24 protein-coding genes are annotated in these 21,488 nt (G+C 61.6%); all 24 read left to right on the top strand.

Features of this window, described 5'->3' with window-relative positions; translation table 11 throughout:
- Positions 1 to 2 precede the first annotated feature (2 nt).
- Positions 3 to 452, top strand: a complete 450-nt coding sequence (fliJ, locus tag V6M90_RS04530; RefSeq protein WP_003175310.1) for a flagellar export protein FliJ — start codon at positions 3 to 5, stop codon at positions 450 to 452.
- Positions 453 to 572: 120 nt separating this feature from the next.
- Complete coding sequence (locus V6M90_RS04525; protein WP_003175309.1) at positions 573 to 878, top strand: STAS domain-containing protein; 306 nt, start codon at positions 573 to 575, stop codon at positions 876 to 878.
- Between the two features lie 14 nt (positions 879 to 892).
- On the top strand, positions 893 to 2,593 hold the full coding sequence (locus V6M90_RS04520; RefSeq protein ID WP_408637278.1) for an ATP-binding SpoIIE family protein phosphatase: 1,701 nt from the start codon (positions 893 to 895) through the stop codon (positions 2,591 to 2,593).
- Positions 2,594 to 2,623: 30 nt separating this feature from the next.
- Complete coding sequence (locus V6M90_RS04515) at positions 2,624 to 2,971, top strand: Hpt domain-containing protein (protein ID WP_003175307.1); 348 nt, start codon at positions 2,624 to 2,626, stop codon at positions 2,969 to 2,971.
- Positions 2,972 to 3,058: 87 nt separating this feature from the next.
- Positions 3,059 to 4,399 carry a flagellar hook-length control protein FliK gene (locus V6M90_RS04510; protein WP_305427584.1) on the top strand — a complete coding sequence of 447 codons (1,341 nt, stop codon included), beginning with the start codon at positions 3,059 to 3,061 and terminating at the stop codon, positions 4,397 to 4,399.
- A gap of 136 nt (positions 4,400 to 4,535) precedes the next feature.
- Positions 4,536 to 5,042: a flagellar basal body-associated protein FliL gene (gene fliL, locus V6M90_RS04505; protein ID WP_003175305.1), complete on the top strand. Its 507-nt coding sequence runs from the start codon at positions 4,536 to 4,538 to the stop codon at positions 5,040 to 5,042.
- Positions 5,043 to 5,051: 9 nt separating this feature from the next.
- Positions 5,052 to 6,020 (top strand): flagellar motor switch protein FliM, encoded by a 969-nt coding sequence (gene fliM / locus V6M90_RS04500; RefSeq protein WP_078734099.1) that lies wholly within the window; start codon positions 5,052 to 5,054, stop codon positions 6,018 to 6,020.
- Between the two features lie 44 nt (positions 6,021 to 6,064).
- Entirely contained in the window at positions 6,065 to 6,532 is a 468-nt protein-coding gene (gene fliN, locus V6M90_RS04495; RefSeq protein ID WP_003175303.1) for a flagellar motor switch protein FliN, read from the top strand.
- 1 nt (position 6,533) lies between these two features.
- A complete protein-coding gene (gene fliO / locus V6M90_RS04490; protein WP_003175302.1) occupies positions 6,534 to 6,968 on the top strand; it encodes a flagellar biosynthetic protein FliO in 435 nt (144 codons plus the stop codon).
- Positions 6,968 to 7,711 (top strand): flagellar type III secretion system pore protein FliP, encoded by a 744-nt coding sequence (fliP, locus tag V6M90_RS04485; RefSeq protein ID WP_003175301.1) that lies wholly within the window; start codon positions 6,968 to 6,970, stop codon positions 7,709 to 7,711. The genes fliO and fliP overlap by 1 nt, the downstream gene beginning before the upstream one ends.
- A 4-nt stretch (positions 7,712 to 7,715) precedes the next feature.
- Positions 7,716 to 7,985, top strand: coding sequence for a flagellar biosynthesis protein FliQ (gene fliQ / locus V6M90_RS04480; RefSeq protein ID WP_003175300.1), 270 nt, complete (start codon positions 7,716 to 7,718; stop codon positions 7,983 to 7,985).
- A 4-nt stretch (positions 7,986 to 7,989) separates the two neighbouring features.
- Positions 7,990 to 8,775 carry a flagellar biosynthetic protein FliR gene (gene fliR, locus V6M90_RS04475; protein ID WP_332846141.1) on the top strand — a complete coding sequence of 262 codons (786 nt, stop codon included), beginning with the start codon at positions 7,990 to 7,992 and terminating at the stop codon, positions 8,773 to 8,775.
- A gap of 3 nt (positions 8,776 to 8,778) precedes the next feature.
- The gene (gene flhB, locus V6M90_RS04470; RefSeq protein ID WP_003175298.1) at positions 8,779 to 9,915 is read left to right on the top strand and encodes a flagellar biosynthesis protein FlhB; all 1,137 of its coding nucleotides are present in this window, start codon (positions 8,779 to 8,781) and stop codon (positions 9,913 to 9,915) included.
- A 141-nt stretch (positions 9,916 to 10,056) separates the two neighbouring features.
- Positions 10,057 to 10,269: a hypothetical protein gene (locus V6M90_RS04465; RefSeq protein ID WP_141063598.1), complete on the top strand. Its 213-nt coding sequence runs from the start codon at positions 10,057 to 10,059 to the stop codon at positions 10,267 to 10,269.
- Positions 10,270 to 10,296: 27 nt separating this feature from the next.
- On the top strand, positions 10,297 to 10,500 hold the full coding sequence (gene cspE, locus V6M90_RS04460; protein WP_141063599.1) for a transcription antiterminator/RNA stability regulator CspE: 204 nt from the start codon (positions 10,297 to 10,299) through the stop codon (positions 10,498 to 10,500).
- 300 nt (positions 10,501 to 10,800) lie between these two features.
- Complete coding sequence (flhA, locus tag V6M90_RS04455; protein WP_370694860.1) at positions 10,801 to 12,915, top strand: flagellar biosynthesis protein FlhA; 2,115 nt, start codon at positions 10,801 to 10,803, stop codon at positions 12,913 to 12,915.
- Between the two features lie 12 nt (positions 12,916 to 12,927).
- Positions 12,928 to 14,244 (top strand): flagellar biosynthesis protein FlhF, encoded by a 1,317-nt coding sequence (gene flhF / locus V6M90_RS04450; protein ID WP_141063600.1) that lies wholly within the window; start codon positions 12,928 to 12,930, stop codon positions 14,242 to 14,244.
- 104 nt (positions 14,245 to 14,348) lie between these two features.
- Positions 14,349 to 15,182 carry a flagellar synthesis regulator FleN gene (fleN, locus tag V6M90_RS04445; protein WP_003192912.1) on the top strand — a complete coding sequence of 278 codons (834 nt, stop codon included), beginning with the start codon at positions 14,349 to 14,351 and terminating at the stop codon, positions 15,180 to 15,182.
- Positions 15,179 to 15,919: an RNA polymerase sigma factor FliA gene (fliA, locus tag V6M90_RS04440; RefSeq protein ID WP_003175292.1), complete on the top strand. Its 741-nt coding sequence runs from the start codon at positions 15,179 to 15,181 to the stop codon at positions 15,917 to 15,919. Before fleN ends, fliA begins: the two co-directional genes overlap by 4 nt.
- A gap of 168 nt (positions 15,920 to 16,087) precedes the next feature.
- Positions 16,088 to 16,462, top strand: coding sequence for a chemotaxis response regulator CheY (locus tag V6M90_RS04435; RefSeq protein WP_160385018.1), 375 nt, complete (start codon positions 16,088 to 16,090; stop codon positions 16,460 to 16,462).
- Positions 16,463 to 16,480: 18 nt separating this feature from the next.
- Positions 16,481 to 17,269 (top strand): protein phosphatase CheZ, encoded by a 789-nt coding sequence (locus V6M90_RS04430; RefSeq protein ID WP_003175290.1) that lies wholly within the window; start codon positions 16,481 to 16,483, stop codon positions 17,267 to 17,269.
- Between the two features lie 11 nt (positions 17,270 to 17,280).
- Positions 17,281 to 19,488 carry a chemotaxis protein CheA gene (locus tag V6M90_RS04425; RefSeq protein ID WP_332846140.1) on the top strand — a complete coding sequence of 736 codons (2,208 nt, stop codon included), beginning with the start codon at positions 17,281 to 17,283 and terminating at the stop codon, positions 19,486 to 19,488.
- Between the two features lie 48 nt (positions 19,489 to 19,536).
- Positions 19,537 to 20,676 carry a protein-glutamate methylesterase/protein-glutamine glutaminase gene (locus tag V6M90_RS04420; RefSeq protein ID WP_332846139.1) on the top strand — a complete coding sequence of 380 codons (1,140 nt, stop codon included), beginning with the start codon at positions 19,537 to 19,539 and terminating at the stop codon, positions 20,674 to 20,676.
- Positions 20,676 to 21,416, top strand: a complete 741-nt coding sequence (locus V6M90_RS04415; protein WP_003175287.1) for a flagellar motor protein — start codon at positions 20,676 to 20,678, stop codon at positions 21,414 to 21,416. Before V6M90_RS04420 ends, V6M90_RS04415 begins: the two co-directional genes overlap by 1 nt.
- Positions 21,417 to 21,488: the final 72 nt, after the last annotated feature.

Genomic DNA, 21,488 nt, shown 5'->3' with positions numbered 1-21,488 from the left:
CCATGGCCAACAGCCGCGCCGCCCGCCTGGCCCCGGTGGTGGACATGGCCGAGAAGGCCGAAAAAGCCGCGGTCCAGCGCCTGGGTTACTTCCAGGGCCAGGTACGTCTGGCCGAGAGCAAGCTGGGCGACCTGGAGCGCTTTCGCAGCGAATACCAGCAGCAATGGATCGAGCGCGGCACAAAGGGCGTGTCGGGCCAGTGGCTGATGGGTTACCAGGGCTTTCTCAACCAGCTGGAAACCGCCGTGGGCCAGCAGCGCCAAAGCCTCGCCTGGCACCAGAACAACCTCGATAAAGCCCGTGAGAGTTGGCAAGCGGCGTTCGCCCGGGTCGAAGGCTTGCGCAAACTGGTGCAGCGCTATATCGACGAGGCGCGGGCGCTGGAAGACAAGCGCGAACAGAAGCTGCTGGACGAACTGTCCCAGCGCCTTCCCCGCCAGGAACAGTTTTAACTAACGCAGCAGGGCAAATGTGGGAGGGGGCTTGTCTCCATACATTTGATGGTCTGTGTTGCTCATCGCCGGTTCAGCTGCTAAACCTTGTGTCTATGCCAATGACAAGGAAACAGTCGTATGTCAGTCGAGTCGGAAGTATCCCTGGATGGGAAGAAGTTGACGATCGCAATCAAGGGCCGGTTCGATTTCGGCAGTCACCAGGCATTTCGTGAATCGTATGAGCGCTATTACAAGGTGCCGGAGCTGTATGTGGTCGACCTGAAAGAAGCCACCTACATGGACAGTTCGGCCCTCGGCATGCTCCTGCTGCTGCGTGATCATGCGGGGGGGGACGAAGCGGAGGTCAAGCTGGTCAACAGCAGTTCTGACGTGCACAAGATCCTCGCCATCTCCAACTTCGAAAAGCTGTTCGACATCACTTGACGGGCCTCACCTCCGTGTCCGAGCCGTTGACCGTCCTGATCGCCGAAGACAGCGCCACCGATCTGCTGTTGCTGTCGACGATTGTGCGGCGCCAGGGGCATCACGTGCTCACCGCGACCAACGGCGAGGAAGCCGTTGAAGTATTCGCCCGCGAACGTCCGCAACTGGTGTTGATGGACGCCCTGATGCCCGTGATGGATGGTTTTATCGCCGCGCGGCGGATCAAGCAACTGGCGGGCGAAGAGCTGGTCCCCGTTATCTTTCTCACCTCCCTGCGTGAAAGTACCGCCCTGGCCGAATGCCTGGACGCCGGCGGTGATGACTTCCTGCCCAAGCCCTACAACCCGGTGATTCTGGCGGCCAAGATCAATGCCATGGACCGCCTGCGGCGCCTGCAGGCCACGGTTCTGCAGCAGCGCGACCAGATTGCCAGGCACCACGACTACCTGCTGCACGAGCAGCGGGTGGCCAAGGCGGTGTTCGACAAGGTCGCCCACTCCGGCTGCATCAACGCCGCGCCGAATATTCGCTACCTGCAATCGCCCTATGCGCTGTTCAACGGTGACCTGTTGTTGGCGGCCTACACGCCATCCGGCGACATGCATGCGTTGCTTGGCGATTTTACCGGCCATGGGTTGCCGGCGGCGGTGGGGGCGATGCCCCTGGCGGATGTGTTCTACGGCATGACCGCCAAGGGCTATGGCCTGGCCCAGATCCTGCGGGAGATGAATGCCAAGCTCAAACGCATCCTGCCGGTGGACATGTTCTGCTGCGCCACCCTGTTGTGCCTGAGCGCGGAGCGGCGCGTGGTGGAGGTGTGGAACGGCGGCATGCCGGACGGTTACGTGCATGAGGTCGCCAGCGGCAAGCGTACGCCGCTGCAATCGCGGCATTTACCATTGGGGGTGTTGTCGGCGCAGGCGTTCGATGACCGCACTGAAGTCTGGCCCATGGCCTTGGGTGATCGGGTGTTCCTGCTCTCCGATGGCGTGCTGGACACCGCCGATGGCAACGACCAACTGTTTGGCGCACAGCGTTTGCATGAGGTTTTCGCCGCCAACCGCGAGCCGGACCGTCTGTTCGAAGACATCGAGCAGGCCCTGGCTGCGTTTTGCGGTGAAGCGCGCGACGACGTGAGCATGGTGGAGATCACCCTGCAGCCTGGCCAGTCGCTGCGCGCGACGGGGCCGTTGTATGCCGACAGCGGCCAATCCTGCCCGCTGGATTGGTCGGTCAGTTTCGAATTTCGCGCCGAAACACTCAAACGCTACAACCCGTTGCCTTACCTGTTGCAACTGTTGCTGGAGGTTCATGGCCTGCGCGAGCAGAGCGGGGCGCTCTACAGCGTGATGGCTGAGTTGTATTCCAATGCCCTCGAACACGGCGTGCTGGGCCTGGACTCGCGGCTCAAGCGCGATGCCGCGGGGTTTGCCGAGTATTATCGCCAGCGCAATGACCGCCTGGCGGCGTTGAGCAGCGGCTACGTGCGCGTGCATGTGCAGGTGGTGCCCACCGAGACCGGCGGCAAAATGACGCTGCGCCTTGAGGACAGCGGCCTCGGCTTCGACGTGGAGCAAGTGCTGGCGCGGCCGCTGGATATCGACCGTCTGTCCGGTCGGGGCTTGAGCCTGGTGCGTCAACTGAGCAGCGCGGTGCGTTGGTCCGACGGCGGGCGCAGCGTCTGCGTAGAGTTTTGCTGGGGGGCTCTGGCATAATTCGCCGATTCTTGATCATGGAGCGAGCAAGTGGCTGAGATTCATATGGACCCTGAGGTGTTGTCGGTTTTGCAGGAAGTCATGGAAGACGGGTATCCGAAGTTGCTCGATACCTTTCTTGATGATTCCCAGAAACGCATCGAAGCGCTGCGCAAGGCGCGAGATGATGCAAAGGTGTTGGGGCAGATCGCGCATAGCTTCAAGGGCAGCAGCGGCAACCTGGGGGCCGTGCGGTTGGCGCAACTTTGCCAACAGCTTGAAGACGGCTCCGCCGAGCCTGCCGAGGTGGATCTGCGGGAGTTGGTGGACGAGATCGATCAGGAATTCGCGATCGTTCGGCCGTTGTACGAGCATGAGCGGCAACGATTCGAGCTGTGACTGAAGGTCATTGACCGACCTGGCCCGACTCTTGCTCTACCTCTTGATACTGCATCCCCGATCCCCATGCAGTGGAGACCTTTACCTATGCCAGTCGCCCCGAATTCGCTTCTCCAGGCTGCCCCCGCGGCCAAGCCTCAAGCGCCTGTCGCCACCCCTGCGGTGGTGGCCGCGGACCCGCAGGACAAGGGCCCTGGCTTCGCTCAAGTGTTCGCCAGCCAAGGTTCGAAACCCGTCGTAAAGGGTGACGATAACGCAGCCAGGCCGACCCGTGACAAGCCCGCCGATGCCGGCGCCAAGCCGGTGGACAGCCGCGATACGCCTGCCGCCACTACGCCGGCGGTTGCCGATAGCGGCAATACCTTGCCTGCCAAGCCGCCGGCCACGTCCGACGACAGTGCCGGCCAGGATGACGAGGCACCTGTCGATCCGACCCTGGTGCAGCAGCCCCCGGTTGACCCGGTGGTTGACCCGGCGTTGATTGCCGCTGTCACCCCGGTCGCCGTGCCCGTGCCGGTGGAAAACCCGGTGCCGGCCGCAGCCGTCACCGACGCCAAGGCGCAGCCGGTGGCGGCTGCGCCGATCACGGCGACTGAAGAGGTCAAGCCGGACTTCGACCCGGCGGCCGACCCACTGGACGCCATGCCGGTCGTGCGCCTGGCGATGGAGCAGGGCGGGCATGTATCGGCCAGCAGCCAGGCGCCCGCCAAAACCGCCGCGCCGACGACCCAGGATCAGCCGACCGCCGCGCAGAACTTTGCCGCGGGCCTGGCCACGATGGTCGACCAGCAAGCCACCAAGGACAGCACCGACACCGGTGGCGACAAGGCCTTTGGTGGTCTGATCGAAGATGGCCTCAAGGACTTGAAGCGTGCCGACAGTGACACCCGTGTCGATGACTTCGCCAATCGTCTGGCGGCACTGACCCAGGCGGCCACGCCGAAAACCGCGAATGCCTTGCCGCCGGTGACCAATGCACCGCTGGCCATGCACCAGAGCGGTTGGACCGACGAAATCGTCAACCGGGTGATGTACCTGTCCAGCGCCAACCTCAAGTCGGCGGAGATCCAGTTGCAGCCCGCAGAACTCGGGCGCCTGGACATCAAGGTCAACATGACGGCCGATCAGCAGGCCCAGGTCAACTTCATGAGCGCGCACCCGGTGGTGCGCGAAGCGCTGGAAAGCCAGTCCGGCCGCCTGCGGGAAATGTTCGCCCAGCAGGGCATGGGGCAGGTGGACGTCAACGTCTCCGACCAGTCCCGTGGTCAGGAACAGCAGCAACAGCAGGCCCAGACCCGTGGCGTGAGCGGCAGTGGCGGGCGCGGTGGCGATAACGGCGACAGCGGCGGCCACATTGATGTGGCCGAGACAATGACGCCCGTGACTTCGACGGTGATCGGCTCCAGCGCCGTCGACTACTACGCCTGACCTGAGCCCAACGCAGCACAAAATGCGGGAGGGGTGGCGTTCCTTTTGTCTCCTACTTGCCGGACAACTCTGGCATAACACTTGCTCTTGCCTTTGCGTAGATCTACGAATCCCCGAATAGTGACGGATTATTGGCATGGCGAAGAGCGAAGACGCAGCAACAGCACCCGCAGGGAAAGGCAAAGGCAAGCTCAAGCTTATCCTGATGATAGTCGTGGGCCTGCTCCTGGCCATCGGCGCCTCGGTGGGTGGCACCTGGTACATCATGCACAGCAGTGCAAGCAAACCGGCTCCCGTCGCCGAAGCCGCCACCAACGCCAAGCAGCCGGCAATCTTCGAACCCATGCTTCCGGCCTTTGTTGCCAACTTCAACCAGAACGGTCGTCAACGCTACCTGCAGGTGAGCATCACTCTGCTGGCACGCAACCAGGCGGACCTGGAGGCGCTCAAAGTGCACATGCCGGTGATCCGCAATAACCTGGTGATGCTGTTCTCCGGACAGAGCTTCGATACCCTGGCCACGCCGGTGGGCCAGGAAATGCTGCGCCAGAAGGTCACTGCCAGCGTGCAGGAAGTGGCCCAGAAAGAGCTCGGCAAAGTCGTGATCGAGCAGGCGCTCTTCACTAATTTCGTATTGCAGTAGGACCACGACATGGCCGTGCAAGACCTGCTGTCCCAGGATGAAATCGACGCGCTGTTGCATGGTGTCGACGATGGTCTGGTACAGACCGAAATGGCTGCCGACCCCGGCAGCGTCAAAAGTTATGACCTCACCAGCCAGGATCGCATCGTCCGCGGACGCATGCCGACCCTGGAGATGATCAACGAGCGTTTCGCCCGCTACACCCGTATCAGCATGTTCAACATGCTGCGTCGTTCGGCGGACGTAGCGGTGGGCGGTGTGCAGGTGATGAAGTTCGGCGAGTACGTGCACTCGCTGTACGTGCCCACCAGCCTCAACCTGGTCAAGATCAAGCCACTGCGCGGCACTGCGCTGTTCATCCTCGACGCCAAGCTGGTGTTCAAACTGGTGGACAACTTCTTCGGCGGTGATGGCCGTCACGCCAAGATCGAAGGCCGTGAATTCACGCCCACCGAATTGCGCGTGGTGCGCATGGTGCTGGAGCAAGCCTTCATCGACTTGAAGGAAGCCTGGCAGGCGATCATGGAAGTCAATTTCGAGTACATCAACTCGGAAGTGAACCCGGCCATGGCCAACATCGTCGGCCCCAGCGAAGCCATTGTGGTGTCCACCTTCCACATCGAACTCGATGGCGGGGGCGGCGACCTGCACGTGACCATGCCGTACTCGATGATCGAGCCGGTGCGCGAGATGCTCGACGCCGGTTTCCAGTCCGACCTGGACGACCAGGACGAGCGTTGGGTCAAGGCCCTGCGTGAAGACCTGCTGGACGTCGACGTACCGCTGAGCGCCACCGTCGCCCGGCGTCAGTTGCGCCTGCGGGATATTTTGCACATGCAGCCTGGGGACGTGATCCCCGTCGAGTTGCCGCAGGAAATGATCATGCGCGCCAACGGCGTGCCATCGTTCAAGGTCAAGTTGGGTTCCCACAAGGGCAACCTGGCGCTGCAAGTGATCGAGCCGATCAATCGTCGCTGATCACCCCTTAATTTTATGAATGTTTGCTCCGCCGAGGACATGTAATGGCTACCGAACACGAAAACACTTCCGCCGAAGACCAGGCCCTGGCTGACGAATGGGCGGCTGCCCTTGAAGAAACCGGCGATGTCGGCCAGGACGATATCGATGCCCTGCTGGCCGCTGACGCCGCCACCGCGCCTGCCGGCAACCGCCTGCAGATGGAAGAGTTCGGCAGCGTGCCGAAGAACAACGAGCCGGTGAGCCTCGACGGGCCGAACCTGGACGTGATCCTCGATATCCCGGTGTCGATCTCCATGGAAGTGGGCAGCACCGATATCAATATCCGCAACCTGCTGCAACTCAACCAGGGCTCGGTGATCGAGCTGGACCGCCTGGCCGGTGAACCGTTGGACGTGTTGGTCAACGGCACCCTGATCGCTCATGGCGAAGTGGTGGTGGTCAACGAAAAGTTCGGCATCCGCCTGACCGACGTGATCAGCCCAAGTGAACGCATCAAGAAGTTGCGCTGATATGAAACGGCTGATGGTGGGACTGTTGGTCGCGCTGCCAGTTCACGCCTGGGCCGCCGAGCCGGTGGCCCAGGCTGCCGCCGCGCCGGTGACCGGCAGTGTCGGCGGGCAGTTGACCCAGTTGGTGCTGGGCCTGTTGCTGGTGGTCGGTGTGATTTTCGTGCTGGCCTGGCTGATGCGCCGCGTGCAGAGCATCGGCCCGGGCAACGCCCAGGTGATCGAGCTGGTCGGCTCGCGCGCGCTTGGCCCGCGTGATCGGCTGGTGCTGGTACAGGTGGGCGAGGAACAGATCCTGCTGGGTATCACCCCTGGGCGCATCACCCCGCTGCATGTGCTCAAGACCCCGGTGCAAACCACCCAGTCACAGCCCGCCACGCCGGAATTCGCCCAGCGCCTGATGGAGTTGCTGGGCAAGGATCAGAAGGATAAGAAGTGATGCGTGTTTTATTGACGCTCATGCTGTGGCTGGCCACGCCGTTGGCCTTTGGCGCCGACCCGCTGTCGATCCCGGCGATTACGCTGGGCACCAACGCCGCCGGCGCCCAGGAATATTCGGTCAGCCTGCAGATCCTGCTGATCATGACGGCGCTGAGTTTTATCCCGGCGTTCGTCATGCTGATGACCAGTTTCACACGGATCATCATCGTGTTCTCGATCCTGCGCCAGGCCCTGGGCCTGCAGCAGACGCCGTCGAACCAGATCCTCACCGGCATGGCGCTGTTCCTGACGATGTTCATCATGGCGCCGGTGTTCGACAAGGTGAACCAGCAAGCCCTGCAACCGTACCTCGCGGAAAAAATGACGGCCCAGGACGCGATCGACAAGGCCCAGGGGCCGATCAAGGACTTCATGCTGTCGCAGACCCGCTCCAGCGACCTCGAACTCTTCATGCGCCTGTCCAAGCGTACCGACATCGCCAGCCCGGACCAGGCGCCGCTGACCATTCTGGTGCCGGCGTTTGTCACTTCCGAGCTGAAAACCGCCTTCCAGATCGGCTTCATGATCTTTATCCCGTTCCTGATCATCGACCTGGTGGTGGCGAGCGTGCTGATGGCCATGGGCATGATGATGCTGTCGCCGCTGATCATCTCGTTGCCGTTCAAGATCATGCTGTTTGTGCTAGTGGACGGCTGGGCGCTGATTATCGGCACCCTGGCCAGCAGTTTCGGCGGGGTATAGCGCGATGACGCCAGAAGTCGCCGTCGACCTGTTCCGTGAAGCGCTGTGGCTGACCACCATGATGGTCGCGGTGCTGGTGGTGCCGAGCCTGTTGGTGGGGTTGCTGGTGGCGATGTTCCAGGCCGCGACGCAGATCAACGAACAGACCTTGAGCTTTCTGCCGCGCCTGTTGGTGATGCTGGTGACGCTGATCGTCGCCGGCCCGTGGCTGGTACAGACCTTCATGGAATACATCCTGCAGCTGTACGGCAGTATTCCGCAGTTGATCGGCTGATCCGATGAACTCGCTGCTGGCGTTGACCGATACCCAGATCAGTACCTGGGTGGCCTCCTTCATCCTGCCGTTGTTCCGCGTGACGGCGATGTTGATGGCCATGCCGGTGTTCGGCACGACCCTGGTGCCACGGCGTATTCGCCTGTATTTCGCGGTGGCGATTACCGTAGTGATCGTGCCGGGGCTGCCGCCGATGCCGGCGGTCAATGCGCTGGATTTGAGCGCGTTGATGCTGATCGCCGAGCAGGTGCTGATCGGTGCCATGCTCGGGTTTTCGCTGTCGCTGTTTTTCCAGGCATTCGTGATTGCCGGGCAGATCATCTCGATCCAGATGGGCATGGGCTTTGCGTCCATGGTCGACCCCACCAACGGTATCTCGGCGGCGGTGATCGGGCAATTTCTGACCATGCTGGTGACCTTGCTGTTCCTGGCCATGAACGGCCATCTGGTGGCGTTCGAGGTGCTGACCGAAAGCTTTACCACCTTGCCGGTGGGCTCGGGGCTGGTGGTCAATCACTTCTGGGAAGTCGTCGGGCGCCTTGGCTGGGTGTTGGGCGCCTCTCTGTTGCTGGTATTGCCGGCGATCACCGCGCTGCTGGTGGTCAACATCGCATTCGGGGTGATGACCCGCGCCGCGCCGCAACTGAACATCTTCTCCATCGGTTTCCCCTTGACCCTGGTGTTGGGCATGTGGATTTTCTGGGTCGGCATGGCTGACATCCTCAATCAGTATCAACCGCTGGCCACCGACGCCTTGCAGTTCTTACGCGATCTGGCACGGGCGCGCTGAGCCATGGCCGAGAGCGAAAGTGGTCAGGACAAGACAGAAGACCCCACGGAGAAACGGAAGAAGGACTCCAGGGAAAAGGGCGAGATTGCGCGCTCCAAGGAGCTCAACACTGTCGCGACCATGATGGCCGGCTCCGGCGCGCTGCTGATCTACGGTGGCGGTCTGGCGCTGGACCTGCTGGAACTGATGAAACATAACTTCAGCCTGCCCCGTGAAGTGTTGCTCAACCCCGACTCCATGGGGCAATACCTGATGCACTCGGGGAAAATCGCGCTGCTGGCGGTGCAGCCGATCTTGATCACCTTGCTGCTGGCCGCGCTGATCGGCCCGGTCGCCCTCGGCGGCTGGCTGTTCGCGGCCGGCAGCATGGCGCCCAAATTCAGCCGCATGAACCCGGCCGCCGGGCTCAAGCGCATGTTTTCCGCCAAGGCGCTGGTGGAGCTGCTCAAGGCATTGGCCAAGTTCATCCTGATTCTGTTCGTGGCGCTGTCGGTGTTGTCGTCCGACGTCGATGATTTGCTGCGCATCGCCCACGAACCGCTGGAGTCGGCGATCATCCACAGCGTGCAGGTGGTCGGCTGGAGCGCGCTGTGGATGTCGGCCGGGCTGATCATCATTGCGGCGGTGGATGCACCGATCCAGCTGTGGGAAAGCCACAAGAAACTGCTGATGACCAAGCAGGAAGTGCGTGACGAGCACAAGGACCAGGAAGGCCGACCCGAGGTCAAGCAACGCATCCGCCAGCTGCAGCGCGAAATGTCCCAGCGCAAGATGATGGCGGCGGTACCCGACGCCGACGTGGTCATCACCAACCCGACCCACTATGCCGTGGCCCTCAAGTACGACCCGGAGAAGGGCGGCGCGCCGATGCTGCTGGCCAAGGGCAGTGACTTCACTGCCTTGAAAATCCGCGAAATCGCCGTGGCCAACGAGATCCTGCTGTTGGAGTCGCCGGAACTGGCGCGGTCGATCTTCTATTCCACCGACCTCGACCATGAAATCCCCGCCGGGCTGTACCTGGCCGTGGCGCAGGTACTGGCCTACGTCTATCAGATCCGCCAATACCGCGCCGGCAAAGGCAAGCGCCCCGACCCGCTCAAGGACTTGCCGATCCCGCCGGAATTGCGCCGCGATTCGTAATCCGCATGCCGCCTTCCCTTTAACGGTTGCCGTTACCACCTATCGTCAATCGATGTCTACCTGTCAACTCTGACAGTAGCCAACCACCTCTTCTCACGGTTCTATGGCCGTGGGTGGTTACGAGCTGCGGGGAGAAGGGTATTGGAAGTGGGCAGTGGTGTTATCGAGTCCTATAACCCGGCGACGGGAGAGGGTTTGATTGCGCTCGATGGCGGCGAAGAACGTGTGCTGGTTAACCGACGCAACTGGATTGGGACCACGCTTTGGGTGGGAAGGCGGATGACGTTTCAAATGAGACATGGACGCGAAGGTGTTTATGCGTTGCGCATCGGTGCATTGCCAACACCTGAATAAGCTCAATGAAAAGTACGGAGAACGGCAATGGCTACGGGTACGGTGAAGTGGTTCAACGCGGAAAAGGGCTTTGGGTTTATCACTCAGGATGAGGGCGGAGCTGACGTCTTTGTTCACTTTTCCGCGATCCAGAGTGACGGGTTCAAGACGCTCGAAGAAAACCAGAAGGTTGAGTTCGAAATCGAACAAGGACAAAAAGGACCTCAGGCTACGAGCGTGCGAGTGGTGTGAAGACTCATTGATTGATCGTTCGCCGGTAGCGCTGCACGCAAAAAAATCCAACTGTGGGAGGGGGCTTGCTCCCGATAGCAGTGTGTCAGGCAGCAGATTCATGGCCTGACTCACCTATATCGGGAGCAAGCCCCCTCCTACATTTGGATCGGTATATGGCCTTAGACACGGTCGCTTGTGAGGTTAACCAAACCCGAAACCAAAGTTGGAAGGCTTCTTGCACTACCCCCACCAGGACGCCTCCCGGCGTCAAAAGTTTGCTTTACGTTACGAGGAATACCGGTGGTGGATCGCTCTCAAATGCTCGGCACGGCCCGTACGACCCTGACTGACCTCTCGCGGGGTAATCTGGGTGTGCCGTTGTTGTTGCTGGTGATGCTGGCAATGATGATGTTGCCGATGCCGCCGTTCCTGCTCGACGTGTTCTTCACCTTCAACATCGCCCTGTCCGTGGTGGTGTTGCTGGTCTGCGTATACGCCCTGCGGCCGCTGGATTTCGCGGTGTTCCCGACGATTTTGCTGGTGGCGACCCTGTTGCGCCTGGCCTTGAACGTGGCCTCTACCCGCGTGGTGATGCTCCACGGCCAGGACGGTCACGCTGCCGCCGGCAAGGTGATCCAGGCCTTCGGTGAGGTGGTGATCGGCGGTAACTACGTGGTGGGTATCGTGGTGTTCGCGATCCTGATGATCATCAACTTCGTGGTGGTGACCAAAGGCGCCGGGCGAATTTCCGAGGTGAGCGCGCGGTTTACCCTCGACGCCATGCCCGGCAAGCAGATGGCTATCGACGCCGACCTCAACGCCGGCCTGATCGACCAGAACCAGGCCAAATCCCGCCGTCTGGAAGTGGCCCAGGAAGCCGAGTTCTACGGTTCCATGGACGGCGCCAGCAAATTCGTGCGCGGTGACGCCATCGCCGGCCTGCTGATTCTGTTCATCAACCTCATCGGCGGCATGGCCGTGGGCATCTTCCAGCACGGCATGACCTTCGGCGATGCGGGCAAGGTCTACGCCTTGCTGACCATCGGTGACGGTTTAGTGGCGCAATTGCCATCACTGTTGTTATCCACAGCGGCTGCAATCATGGTCACCCGTGCCTCGGGCTCCGAGGACATGGGCAAACAGATCAGCCGGCAGATGTTTGCCTCGCCCAAGGCCCTGGCCGTGGCGGCAGGCATCATGGCGATCATGGGTATCGTGCCGGGCATGCCGCACGTGTCATTCCTGAGCATGGCCGCCATGGCGGCGGGTGGTGCCTACCTGTTCTGGAAAAAGCAAAACGCAGTCAAGGTCCAAGCCCTGCAGGAAGTCGCGCGCCAGCAGGAGCTGCTGCCGTCCCCGGCCCGCGCCCAGGAAACCAAGGAGCTGGGCTGGGACGATGTGACCCCCATCGACATGATCGGCCTGGAAGTCGGCTACCGCCTGATTCCGCTGGTGGACCGCAACCAGGGCGGCCAATTGCTCGCGCGGATCAAGGGCGTGCGCAAGAAGCTGTCCCAGGACCTGGGCTTTTTGATGCCCACCGTGCACATCCGCGACAACCTCGACCTGGCGCCGAGCGCCTACCGCCTGACGCTGATGGGCGTGATCCTGGCCGAAGCCGAGATCTACCCGGACCGCGAGCTGGCGATCAACCCCGGCCAGGTGTTCGGCAGCCTCAACGGCATTACCGCCAAAGATCCGGCTTTTGGCCTGGAGGCGGTGTGGATCGAAATCAGCCAGCGCAGCCAGGCGCAGTCCCTGGGCTACACCGTGGTGGACGCCAGCACCGTGGTCGCCACGCACCTCAACCAGATTCTGTACAAGCACTCCCACGAGCTGATCGGCCACGAAGAAGTCCAGCAATTGATGGGTTTGCTGGGCAAAGCCTCGCCAAAACTTGCCGAAGAGCTGGTGCCCGGCGTGCTGTCGTTGTCGCAACTGCTCAAAGTGCTGCAAGCGCTGCTGGCCGAACAGGTGCCGGTGCGCGACATTCGCAGCATTGCCGAGGCCATCGCCAACAACGCCGCCAAGAGTCAAGATACCGCCGCGCTGGTGGCGGCGGTGCGTGTCGGATTGTCCCGCGCAATCGTGCAAAGCATTGTAGGGCTTGACTCCGAGCTGCCTGTGATCACCCTGGAGCCCAGGTTGGAACAGATTTTGCTCAATAGTATTCAGAAGGCGGGACAAGGCCAGGAAGAGGGCGTTCTGCTGGAGCCAAGCATGGCTGAAAAACTGCAGCGTTCTTTGATTGACGCCGCCCAGCGCCAGGAAATGCAGGGCCAACCGGTGATTCTACTGGTGGCAGGCCCGGTCCGAGCGATGTTGTCGCGGTTTGGACGCCTGGCAGTACCGAATTTGCACGTTTTGGCTTATCAGGAAATTCCTGACAACAAGCAAGTGACTATCGTCGCGACAGTAGGGCCCAACGGCTGAGGGTAGTGGGTTATGCAAGTGAAGCGTTTTTTCGCCGCCGATATGCGTCAGGCCATGAAACTGGTCCGTGATGAGCTGGGCGCCGACGCCGCGATTATCGGTAACCGTCGCATTGCCGGCGGTGTCGAGCTGACGGCTGCCCTGGATTACACCCCTCAGGCCCTGGCCCCGCGCGTGCCGAACATGGAGCTTGAAGACGAGCTGCGCAAGACCGCCTCGCGCATCGTCTCGGCCCAGGCCGAGCTGAGCATGCGTGGCGACAGCGATGCCACCACCAATCGCCAATTGTTCGCCGGCCTGCCGTTGACCGCCTCCGAGCCGCTGGTCGAGCCGACTTTCATCGAGCCACCGCGTCCTGCCGCGCCAGCCCCGGCCGCCGGCGTCGACCAGCGCGCGTTCGACTCGATGCGCTTTGAACTCAACGGCCTGCGCGAACTGCTGGAAGTCCAGCTGGGGTCGCTGGCCTGGACACAGTTGCAAGGCAGCAAGCCGCAACAGGCCAACCTCTGGCGTCGCCTGCAACGCATCGGCCTGTCTGGCCCGCTGTCCCGCGACCTGCTGGCACTGACCACCGAAATCGAAGAACCCCGCCAGGCCTGGCGCATGTTGCTGGCCCACTTGGCGCGGATGATCGCCACTCCGGAAATCGAGCCGCTGGAAGAGGGCGGCGTGATTGCCATGGTCGGCCCGGCCGGCATGGGCAAGACCACCACCCTGGCCAAGCTCGCCGCCCGATATGTGCTCAAATACGGCGCCCATAACATCGCGCTGGTGAGCATGGACAGCTATCGTATCGGTGCCCAGGAGCAACTCAAGACCCTGGGCCGTATCCTCAACGTGCCGGTGACCCACGTCGATCCGGGCCAATCCCTGGCCAATGCCCTCGATCCGCTGCTGCGCAAACGCGTGGTGCTGATCGACACCGCCGGCCTGCAAGCCAGCGACCCGGCGTTGCGCCTGCAGCTGGAAAGCCTGGCTGGACGTGGCATCAAGTCGAAAAATTACCTGGTGCTTGCAACCACCAGCCAGAAACAGGTTCTGACCGCTGCGTATCACAGCTACAAACGTTGCGGCCTGGCCGGCTGCATCCTGACTAAACTGGATGAAACCGCCAGCCTGGGCGAAGTGTTGAGCCTGGCGATCAGCCATGAATTACCGGTTGCCTACCTGACCGATGGGCCGCGGATCCCGGATGATTTGCATCTGCCGCGCCGTCATCAGTTGGTCAGCCGTGCCGTGAGCGTACAAATGCAAGACGAGCCTAGCGAGGAAGCGATGGCCGACATGTTCGCCGATCTCTACCACCACCCGGCAAAACGGGTCGGTTGAAGTCGATGAGCACCGTGAAATGTATCTACATCGATGGTCTGCAAGCGATTCACGCGGCCAAGCCATGTAGCCTGCGTCTAAGCAAGACAAGGTAAAGAAATAAAATGGGCAGCATGCATCCCGTACAGGTGATCGCGGTGACCGGCGGCAAAGGTGGCGTCGGAAAAACTAACGTGTCAGTGAATTTGTCCCTGGCGCTGGCAGAGCTTGGCCGTCGCGTCATGCTGCTGGATGCTGACCTGGGACTGGCGAACGTCGACGTTCTGCTGGGGCTGACGCCCAAACACACCCTGGCCGATGTGATCGAGGGGCGCTGTGAGCTGCGCGATGTGCTGCTGCAGGGCCCTGGCGGGATCCGCATCGTGCCGGCCGCGTCGGGCACTCAGAGCATGGTGCACCTGAGCCCGGCACAGCATGCCGGCCTGATCCAGGCCTTCAGTGATATTGGCGACAACCTCGACGTGCTGGTGATCGACACCGCCGCCGGGATCGGCGAGTCCGTGGTCAGCTTCGTGCGCGCGGCGCAGGAAGTACTGCTGGTGGTCTGCGATGAACCCACCTCGATCACCGACGCCTACGCCCTGATCAAACTGCTTAACCGTGACTACGGCATGAACCGCTTCCGCGTGCTGGCCAACATGGCCCAGAGCCCGCAGGAAGGACGCAACCTGTTCGCCAAGTTGACCAAGGTCACGGATCGTTTTCTCGATGTCGCCTTACAATACGTTGGTGCAGTTCCCTACGACGAGTGCGTGCGCAAGGCTGTGCAAAAGCAGCGTGCAGTCTACGAAGCGTTCCCTCGTTCCAAGTGCGCCTTGGCGTTCAAGGCGATTGCCCAGAAGGTCGATACCTGGCCCTTGCCTGCCAACCCTCGGGGGCATCTGGAGTTTTTCGTCGAACGATTGGTGCATCAGACGAGCGCAGGACCTGTGCTATGACAGCGAACGGCTATAACGCTTATAAGAAGTCCGCCCGTGACAGCCAGGGTGAGTTGATCGAGCGCTATGCGCCGCTGGTCAAACGCATTGCCTATCACCTGCTGGGACGCCTGCCCGCCAGCGTCCAGGTCGAAGACCTGATCCAGGCCGGCATGATCGGCCTGCTCGAAGTGTCGACCAAATACGATGCCAGCAAAGGCGCCAGTTTCGAGACGTATGCGGGTATCCGCATTCGTGGCGCGATGCTCGATGAAGTGCGCAAGGGGGATTGGGCGCCACGTTCGGTTCACCGCAATACGCGCATGGTCAGTGACGCAATTCGGGCAATTGAAGCAAAAACCGGTCGCGACGCTAAAGATCACGAAGTTGCGGCCGAACTCCAATTGAGTCTCGACGATTATTACGGGATTTTGAACGATACCTTGGGCAGCCGCCTGTTCAGTTTCGACGACCTGTTGCAGGACGGCGAACACGAAGGGCTGCACGAGGACGGCGCGAGCGCACACATGGAGCCGTCGCGCGACCTGGAAGATCAACGCTTCCAGGGTGCGTTGGCGGACGCCATCGCCAATTTGCCGGAACGTGAGCGATTGGTGTTGGCGCTGTACTACGACGAAGAGCTGAACCTCAAGGAAATCGGTGAGGTCCTGGGTGTCAGCGAATCGCGGGTCAGCCAGTTGCACAGCCAATGCGCCGCCCGTTTGCGGGGGCGTTTGGGAGAGTGGCGAGCGCGCTGACAGGCAGTGTGGGGACACTGCAAAGCGATACCGCGAGGGCGTTTGATTTTCGTGGTTCGGCCCGTGGTGGCCCCGGCAGTCCTATTTGTGTAATGCCTGTTGATTGAAATGGCGCGTCCAGGTGCTGGGCGCGTTTAAGACTGCTTGGAGGTCGAATTGGACAAGAACATGAAAATCCTCATCGTTGATGACTTCTCAACGATGCGGCGGATCATAAAAAACCTGTTGCGTGACCTTGGGTTCACCAACACGGTCGAGGCGGATGACGGCCTGACGGCTATTCCGATCCTCAACAGCGGGAGCATCGACTTTCTGGTAACCGACTGGAACATGCCGGGCATGACCGGTATCGACCTGCTGCGCCACGTGCGCGCCGACGAAAAACTGCGCAGCCTTCCCGTGTTGATGGTGACCGCCGAAGCCAAGCGTGAGCAGATCATCGAGGCCGCCCAGGCCGGGGTCAACGGTTACGTGGTCAAGCCATTCACTGCACAGGCCTTGAAAGAGAAGATCGAAAAAATCTTCGAACGCATCCACGGCTAATGCCATCGCGGGGGAGCTATGGAGCATAACGAAACGTCACAGGGAGACTTTGAGTCCACCCTGAAAAAACATGCTCACCAGTTGGTCGAATGCCTTGAAAAAGGCCAGTTCGGTGACGCGGTGCAGTTGATCCATGAGCTCAATCAGACCCGTGACCGAGGCCTGTACCAGGAAGTGGGCAAGCTCACACGCGAGCTGCACAGCGCGATCGTCAATTTCCAGATTGACCCGCACATGCCCCAGGCCGAAGAAATCTCACAGATCACCGACGCCACCGAGCGTCTGTCCTATGTGGTCAGGCTGACTGAAGCGGCGGCCAACCGCACCATGGACCTGGTGGAAAACGCCACGCCGCTGGTGACCGGCATGGCCACCGAAGCCCAGGCCCTGAGCGTTGACTGGGGCCGCTTCATGCGCCGCGAAGTGGGCGCTGAAGAGTTCCGTGAACTGGCCCGCCGGGTCGAAGGGTTCCTGTCACGCAGCGAGCAGGAAAACCGTACGGTTTCCAGCAACCTCAACGACATTCTGCTGGCCCAGGATTACCAGGACCTCACTGGTCAGGTGATCAAGCGCGTGACCCAATTGGTCACCGAAGTGGAAAGTAACTTGCTCAAATTGGTGCTTATGGCAGGCCAGGTCGATCGTTTTGCCGGTATCGAACATGACCGCGAAGCGATCCTCTCGGAAAAAGATCCACAAAAACATCTCGCCAAGGGTGAAGGTCCGCAGATTCATGCCGATAAACGTGAAGACGTTGTGTCAGGTCAGGATGACGTAGATGACCTGTTATCCAGTTTAGGCTTCTAAGGAGCACCCACATGAGCTTCGGCGCCGATGAAGAGATCCTTCAGGATTTCCTTGTAGAGGCCGGCGAAATTTTAGAGCAACTGTCCGAACAACTGGTCGAGCTGGAAAGCCGCCCAGATGATGCGAACCTGCTCAATGCAATTTTTCGCGGTTTTCACACTGTAAAAGGGGGCGCCGGCTTCCTCCAGCTCCATGAGCTGGTGGAGTGCTGCCACATCGCCGAGAACGTTTTCGACATCCTGCGCAAGGGTGAGCGTCACGTTGATTCGGAGTTGATGGACGTGATTCTCGAAGCACTGGATGCGGTCAACGGCATGTTCAGCCAAGTGCGTGAACGTGCCCCGATCACCGCAGCCACGCCGGAACTGTTGGCCGCCCTGGCGCGCTATGCGGAGCCTGCGGACACCTCGGCGGCGCCGGTGGTCGAAGCGGAGCCTGAACCGGAGCCTGAGCCCGATGTGACGGACACTGAGTTCGAACAGCTGCTCGACTCGCTCAGTGCCGTCAAGGCCGAAGCCGAAGCGCCGGCCACTGTGGCCCCGGCAGCGGCGCCGACCAGCGAAGACATTACCGACGCGGAATTCGAGTCGCTGCTCGACCAGTTGCATGGCAAGGGCCAGTTCGCTGCCGATGCGGTCGCGCCTGCCGCTTCTGCACCGGCTGCACCGGCCGCGCCTGTCAGCACCGACATCACCGACGACGAATTCGAAGCGTTGCTCGACCAACTGCATGGCAAAGGCACGTTTGCCGCCGACGCCTTGCCGGCAGTCGCTGCCACCGCCGCCGCGCCTGCAGCCAGCGCTGCGCCCGCCGCTGATGGCTTGATCACCGATCACGAATTCGAAGCCCTGCTCGACGATTTGCACGGCAAGGGCAAGTTCAGCGAAGCCGTCTCGACGGCAGCCGTCGCTGCGCCCGCACCGGTTGTCGCCAAAGCCGCCGCTCCAGCCGCCAAACCGGCTCCTGCTCCGGCAGCGGCCCCAACGCCGGCCCCAGCCCCAGCACGTGCCGCCGCCGCGGCACCGCCTGCGGACAAACCCGCCAGTGAAGCCGAAACCACCGTGCGCGTCGATACCGCGCGCCTGGACGACATCATGAACATGGTCGGCGAACTGGTGCTGGTGCGTAACCGCCTGGTGCGCCTGGGCCTGAGCAGTGGCGATGAGGCCATGCAAAAGGCGGTGTCGAACCTCGATGTGGTCACCGCCGACCTGCAAACCGCGGTGATGAAAACGCGGATGCAGCCGATCAAGAAAGTCTTCGGCCGCTTCCCGCGCCTGGTCCGTGACCTGGCGCGCCAGCTGAAGAAAGAGATCAACCTGGAACTGGTGGGTGAGGAAACCGACCTCGACAAAAACCTCGTCGAGGCCCTGGCCGACCCGCTGGTCCACTTGGTGCGCAACGCGGTCGACCACGGCGTCGAAACGCCGGAAGAACGCGAAGCCTCGGGCAAGTCCCGTGGCGGCAAGGTGATTCTGGCGGCGGAGCAGGAAGGCGACCATATCCTGCTGTCGATCACCGATGACGGCAAGGGCATGGACCCGACGATATTGCGCAACATCGCGGTCAAGCGTGGCGTGATGGACAAGGACGCCGCCGACCGCCTGACCGACACCGAGTGCTACAACCTGATCTTCGCCCCGGGCTTCTCGACCAAGACCGAGATTTCCGATGTGTCGGGCCGTGGCGTCGGCATGGACGTGGTGAAGACCAAGATCAGCCAGCTCAACGGCTCGATCAATATCTACTCGACCAAGGGCCAGGGCTCGAAGATCGTCATCAAGGTGCCGTTGACCCTGGCGATCATGCCGACCCTGATGGTGATGCTGGGCAACCAGGCGTTCGCCTTCCCGCTGGTCAACGTCAACGAGATCTTCCACCTCGATCTGTCGCGCACCAACGTGGTGGACGGCCAGGAAGTGGTGATCGTGCGCGACAAGGCGTTGCCGCTGTTTTACCTCAAGCGCTGGCTGGTGGCATCGGCGGCTCACGAGGAGCAGCACGAAGGTCATGTGGTGATTCTGTCCGTGGGCACCCAGCGTATCGGCTTTGTCGTCGATCAACTGGTGGGTCAGGAAGAAGTGGTCATCAAGCCTTTGGGCAAAATGCTGCAGGGAACCCCGGGCATGTCGGGTGCGACCATCACCGGTGACGGTCGGATCGCGCTGATTCTCGATGTTCCGAGCATGCTCAAGCGTTACGCCGCTCGGCGTATTTGATTCTGGTGGGGCAGGGCGGTCTCGCTCGCCCCACCTAACGGAGTGTTTATGGCAGTCAAGGTCCTGGTGGTGGACGATTCGGGTTTCTTCCGCCGCCGCGTCTCGGAAATTCTTTCCGCCGATCCAAGCATCCAGGTGGTCGGCACGGCCACCAACGGCAAAGAGGCGATTGATCAAGCCATTGCGCTGAAGCCGGACGTGATCACCATGGACTACGAGATGCCGATGATGGATGGCATCACGGCAGTCCGGCACATCATGCAACGCTGCCCGACCCCGGTATTGATGTTCTCCTCGCTGACCCATGAAGGCGCCCGAGTGACCCTCGACGCGCTGGATGCCGGTGCGGTGGACTTTTTGCCGAAGAATTTCGAAGACATCTCGCGCAACCCCGAGAAGGTCAAGCAGATGCTGTGCGAGAAAGTCCACAGCATCTCGCGCAGTAACCGTCGCAGCCTGTCCAGTGCGCCGACGCCTGCGCCGACGCCTGCTCCGGTGGCGGCACCGGCCGCGCCCACCGGTTCCTCGCTCGGGCGCCCGGCACCCGCGCCGCTTGCACGACCCGCGCCGCCACCGGTAAGGGCCTCGGCGCCGGCAACCGCGCATTCGCCTGCACCCAAGCGCAAAGCCTACAAGCTGGTCGCCATCGGCACCTCCACCGGTGGTCCGGTCGCCTTGCAGCGGGTATTGACCCAGCTGCCGGCCAACTTCCCGGCACCGATCGTATTGATCCAGCACATGCCCGCCGCGTTCACCAAAGCCTTCGCCGAGCGCCTGGACAAGCTGTGCCGCATCAGCGTCAAGGAAGCCGAGGATGGCGACATCCTGCGTCCTGGCCTGGCGCTGCTGGCGCCGGGTGGCAAGCAGATGATGGTCGACGGCCGTGGCGCGATCAAAATCCTGCCGGGCGATGAGCGTCTCAACTACAAGCCGTGCGTGGACATCACGTTCGGTTCGGCGGCCAAATCCTACGGCGACAAAGTTCTGGCGGTGGTACTCACCGGCATGGGCGCCGATGGCCGCGAAGGTGCGCGCCTGCTCAAGCAGGGCGGCAGCGCGATCTGGGCCCAGGACGAAGCCAGCTGCGTGATCTATGGCATGCCCATGGCCATCGTCAAGGCTGACCTGGCCGACGCCGTCTACAGTTTGGACGATATCGGCAAGCACCTGGTGGAGGCCTGCCTCTGATGGACGTGTTGAGCCTGATCGGCATTACCATGGCGTTTGTCGCGATCATTGGCGGCAATTACCTCGAAGGCGGCCACCTCGGTGCGTTGGCCAACGGTCCGGCGGCGCTGATCGTGATCGGCGGCACCGTGGGCGCCGCGTTGTTGCAGTCGCCGATGAGTTCGTTCAAGCGTGCGATGCAGATCATGATCTGGATCATCTTCCCGCCGCGTGTCGACCTGCCCGGTGGCATCGACCGCGTGGTCAACTGGAGCCTCACCGCCCGCAAGGAAGGCCTGCTGGGCCTCGAAGGCGTGGCCGATGCCGAGCCCGACAGTTATTCGCGCAAAGGCTTGCAGTTGCTGGTGGACGGCGCCGAGCCGGAAGCGATCCGCAGCATCCTCGAGGTGGATTTCTACACCCAGGAAAGCCGTGACATCAACGCCGCCAAAGTCTTTGAAAGCATGGGCGGCTACGCGCCGACCATTGGCATCATCGGTGCGGTGATGGGCCTGATCCACGTGATGGGCAACCTCGCTGACCCTTCGCAACTGGGCAGCGGGATTGCCGTGGCATTTGTCGCCACCATCTACGGTGTGGCCAGTGCCAACCTGGTGCTGCTGCCGGTGGCGAGCAAGCTCAAGTCGATTGCCATGCGCCAGTCCCGTTACCGTGAAATGTTGCTCGAAGGCATCCTGTCGATTGCCGAGGGCGAGAACCCGCGTTCCATTGAATTGAAGCTCCAGGGCTTCATGGATTGATGGATATGTATAGCTGGCCTGCGGCCTTGTTGTGGCGAGCGAGCCATAAGTCCTGTGTACAGAGAGGTGCCT

Origin of the sequence: Pseudomonas lactucae, from assembly GCF_036688725.1 — a bacterium.
Taxonomy (GTDB): domain Bacteria; phylum Pseudomonadota; class Gammaproteobacteria; order Pseudomonadales; family Pseudomonadaceae; genus Aquipseudomonas; species Aquipseudomonas lactucae.
The sequence above is the reverse complement of the archived record's forward strand: the minus strand, read 5'-3'. Positions and strand labels throughout refer to the sequence as shown.

Excerpts from the sequence above, each read along its gene's own strand:
- fliJ (WP_003175310.1), top strand. The coding sequence starts at position 3 with ATGGCCAACAGCCGCGCCGCCCGCCTGGCCCCGGTGGTGGACATGGCC.
- V6M90_RS04525 (WP_003175309.1), top strand. The coding sequence starts at position 573 with ATGTCAGTCGAGTCGGAAGTATCCCTGGATGGGAAGAAGTTGACGATC.
- V6M90_RS04510 (WP_305427584.1), top strand. The coding sequence starts at position 3,059 with ATGCCAGTCGCCCCGAATTCGCTTCTCCAGGCTGCCCCCGCGGCCAAG.
- fliL (WP_003175305.1), top strand. The coding sequence starts at position 4,536 with ATGGCGAAGAGCGAAGACGCAGCAACAGCACCCGCAGGGAAAGGCAAA.
- fliM (WP_078734099.1), top strand. The coding sequence starts at position 5,052 with ATGGCCGTGCAAGACCTGCTGTCCCAGGATGAAATCGACGCGCTGTTG.
- fliN (WP_003175303.1), top strand. The coding sequence starts at position 6,065 with ATGGCTACCGAACACGAAAACACTTCCGCCGAAGACCAGGCCCTGGCT.
- fliO (WP_003175302.1), top strand. The coding sequence starts at position 6,534 with ATGAAACGGCTGATGGTGGGACTGTTGGTCGCGCTGCCAGTTCACGCC.
- fliP (WP_003175301.1), top strand. The coding sequence starts at position 6,968 with ATGCGTGTTTTATTGACGCTCATGCTGTGGCTGGCCACGCCGTTGGCC.
- fliQ (WP_003175300.1), top strand. The coding sequence starts at position 7,716 with ATGACGCCAGAAGTCGCCGTCGACCTGTTCCGTGAAGCGCTGTGGCTG.
- fliR (WP_332846141.1), top strand. The coding sequence starts at position 7,990 with ATGAACTCGCTGCTGGCGTTGACCGATACCCAGATCAGTACCTGGGTG.
- flhB (WP_003175298.1), top strand. The coding sequence starts at position 8,779 with ATGGCCGAGAGCGAAAGTGGTCAGGACAAGACAGAAGACCCCACGGAG.
- cspE (WP_141063599.1), top strand. The coding sequence starts at position 10,297 with ATGGCTACGGGTACGGTGAAGTGGTTCAACGCGGAAAAGGGCTTTGGG.
- flhA (WP_370694860.1), top strand. The coding sequence starts at position 10,801 with ATGCTCGGCACGGCCCGTACGACCCTGACTGACCTCTCGCGGGGTAAT.
- flhF (WP_141063600.1), top strand. The coding sequence starts at position 12,928 with ATGCAAGTGAAGCGTTTTTTCGCCGCCGATATGCGTCAGGCCATGAAA.
- fleN (WP_003192912.1), top strand. The coding sequence starts at position 14,349 with ATGGGCAGCATGCATCCCGTACAGGTGATCGCGGTGACCGGCGGCAAA.
- fliA (WP_003175292.1), top strand. The coding sequence starts at position 15,179 with ATGACAGCGAACGGCTATAACGCTTATAAGAAGTCCGCCCGTGACAGC.
- V6M90_RS04435 (WP_160385018.1), top strand. The coding sequence starts at position 16,088 with ATGAAAATCCTCATCGTTGATGACTTCTCAACGATGCGGCGGATCATA.
- V6M90_RS04430 (WP_003175290.1), top strand. The coding sequence starts at position 16,481 with ATGGAGCATAACGAAACGTCACAGGGAGACTTTGAGTCCACCCTGAAA.
- V6M90_RS04425 (WP_332846140.1), top strand. The coding sequence starts at position 17,281 with ATGAGCTTCGGCGCCGATGAAGAGATCCTTCAGGATTTCCTTGTAGAG.
- V6M90_RS04420 (WP_332846139.1), top strand. The coding sequence starts at position 19,537 with ATGGCAGTCAAGGTCCTGGTGGTGGACGATTCGGGTTTCTTCCGCCGC.
- V6M90_RS04415 (WP_003175287.1), top strand. The coding sequence starts at position 20,676 with ATGGACGTGTTGAGCCTGATCGGCATTACCATGGCGTTTGTCGCGATC.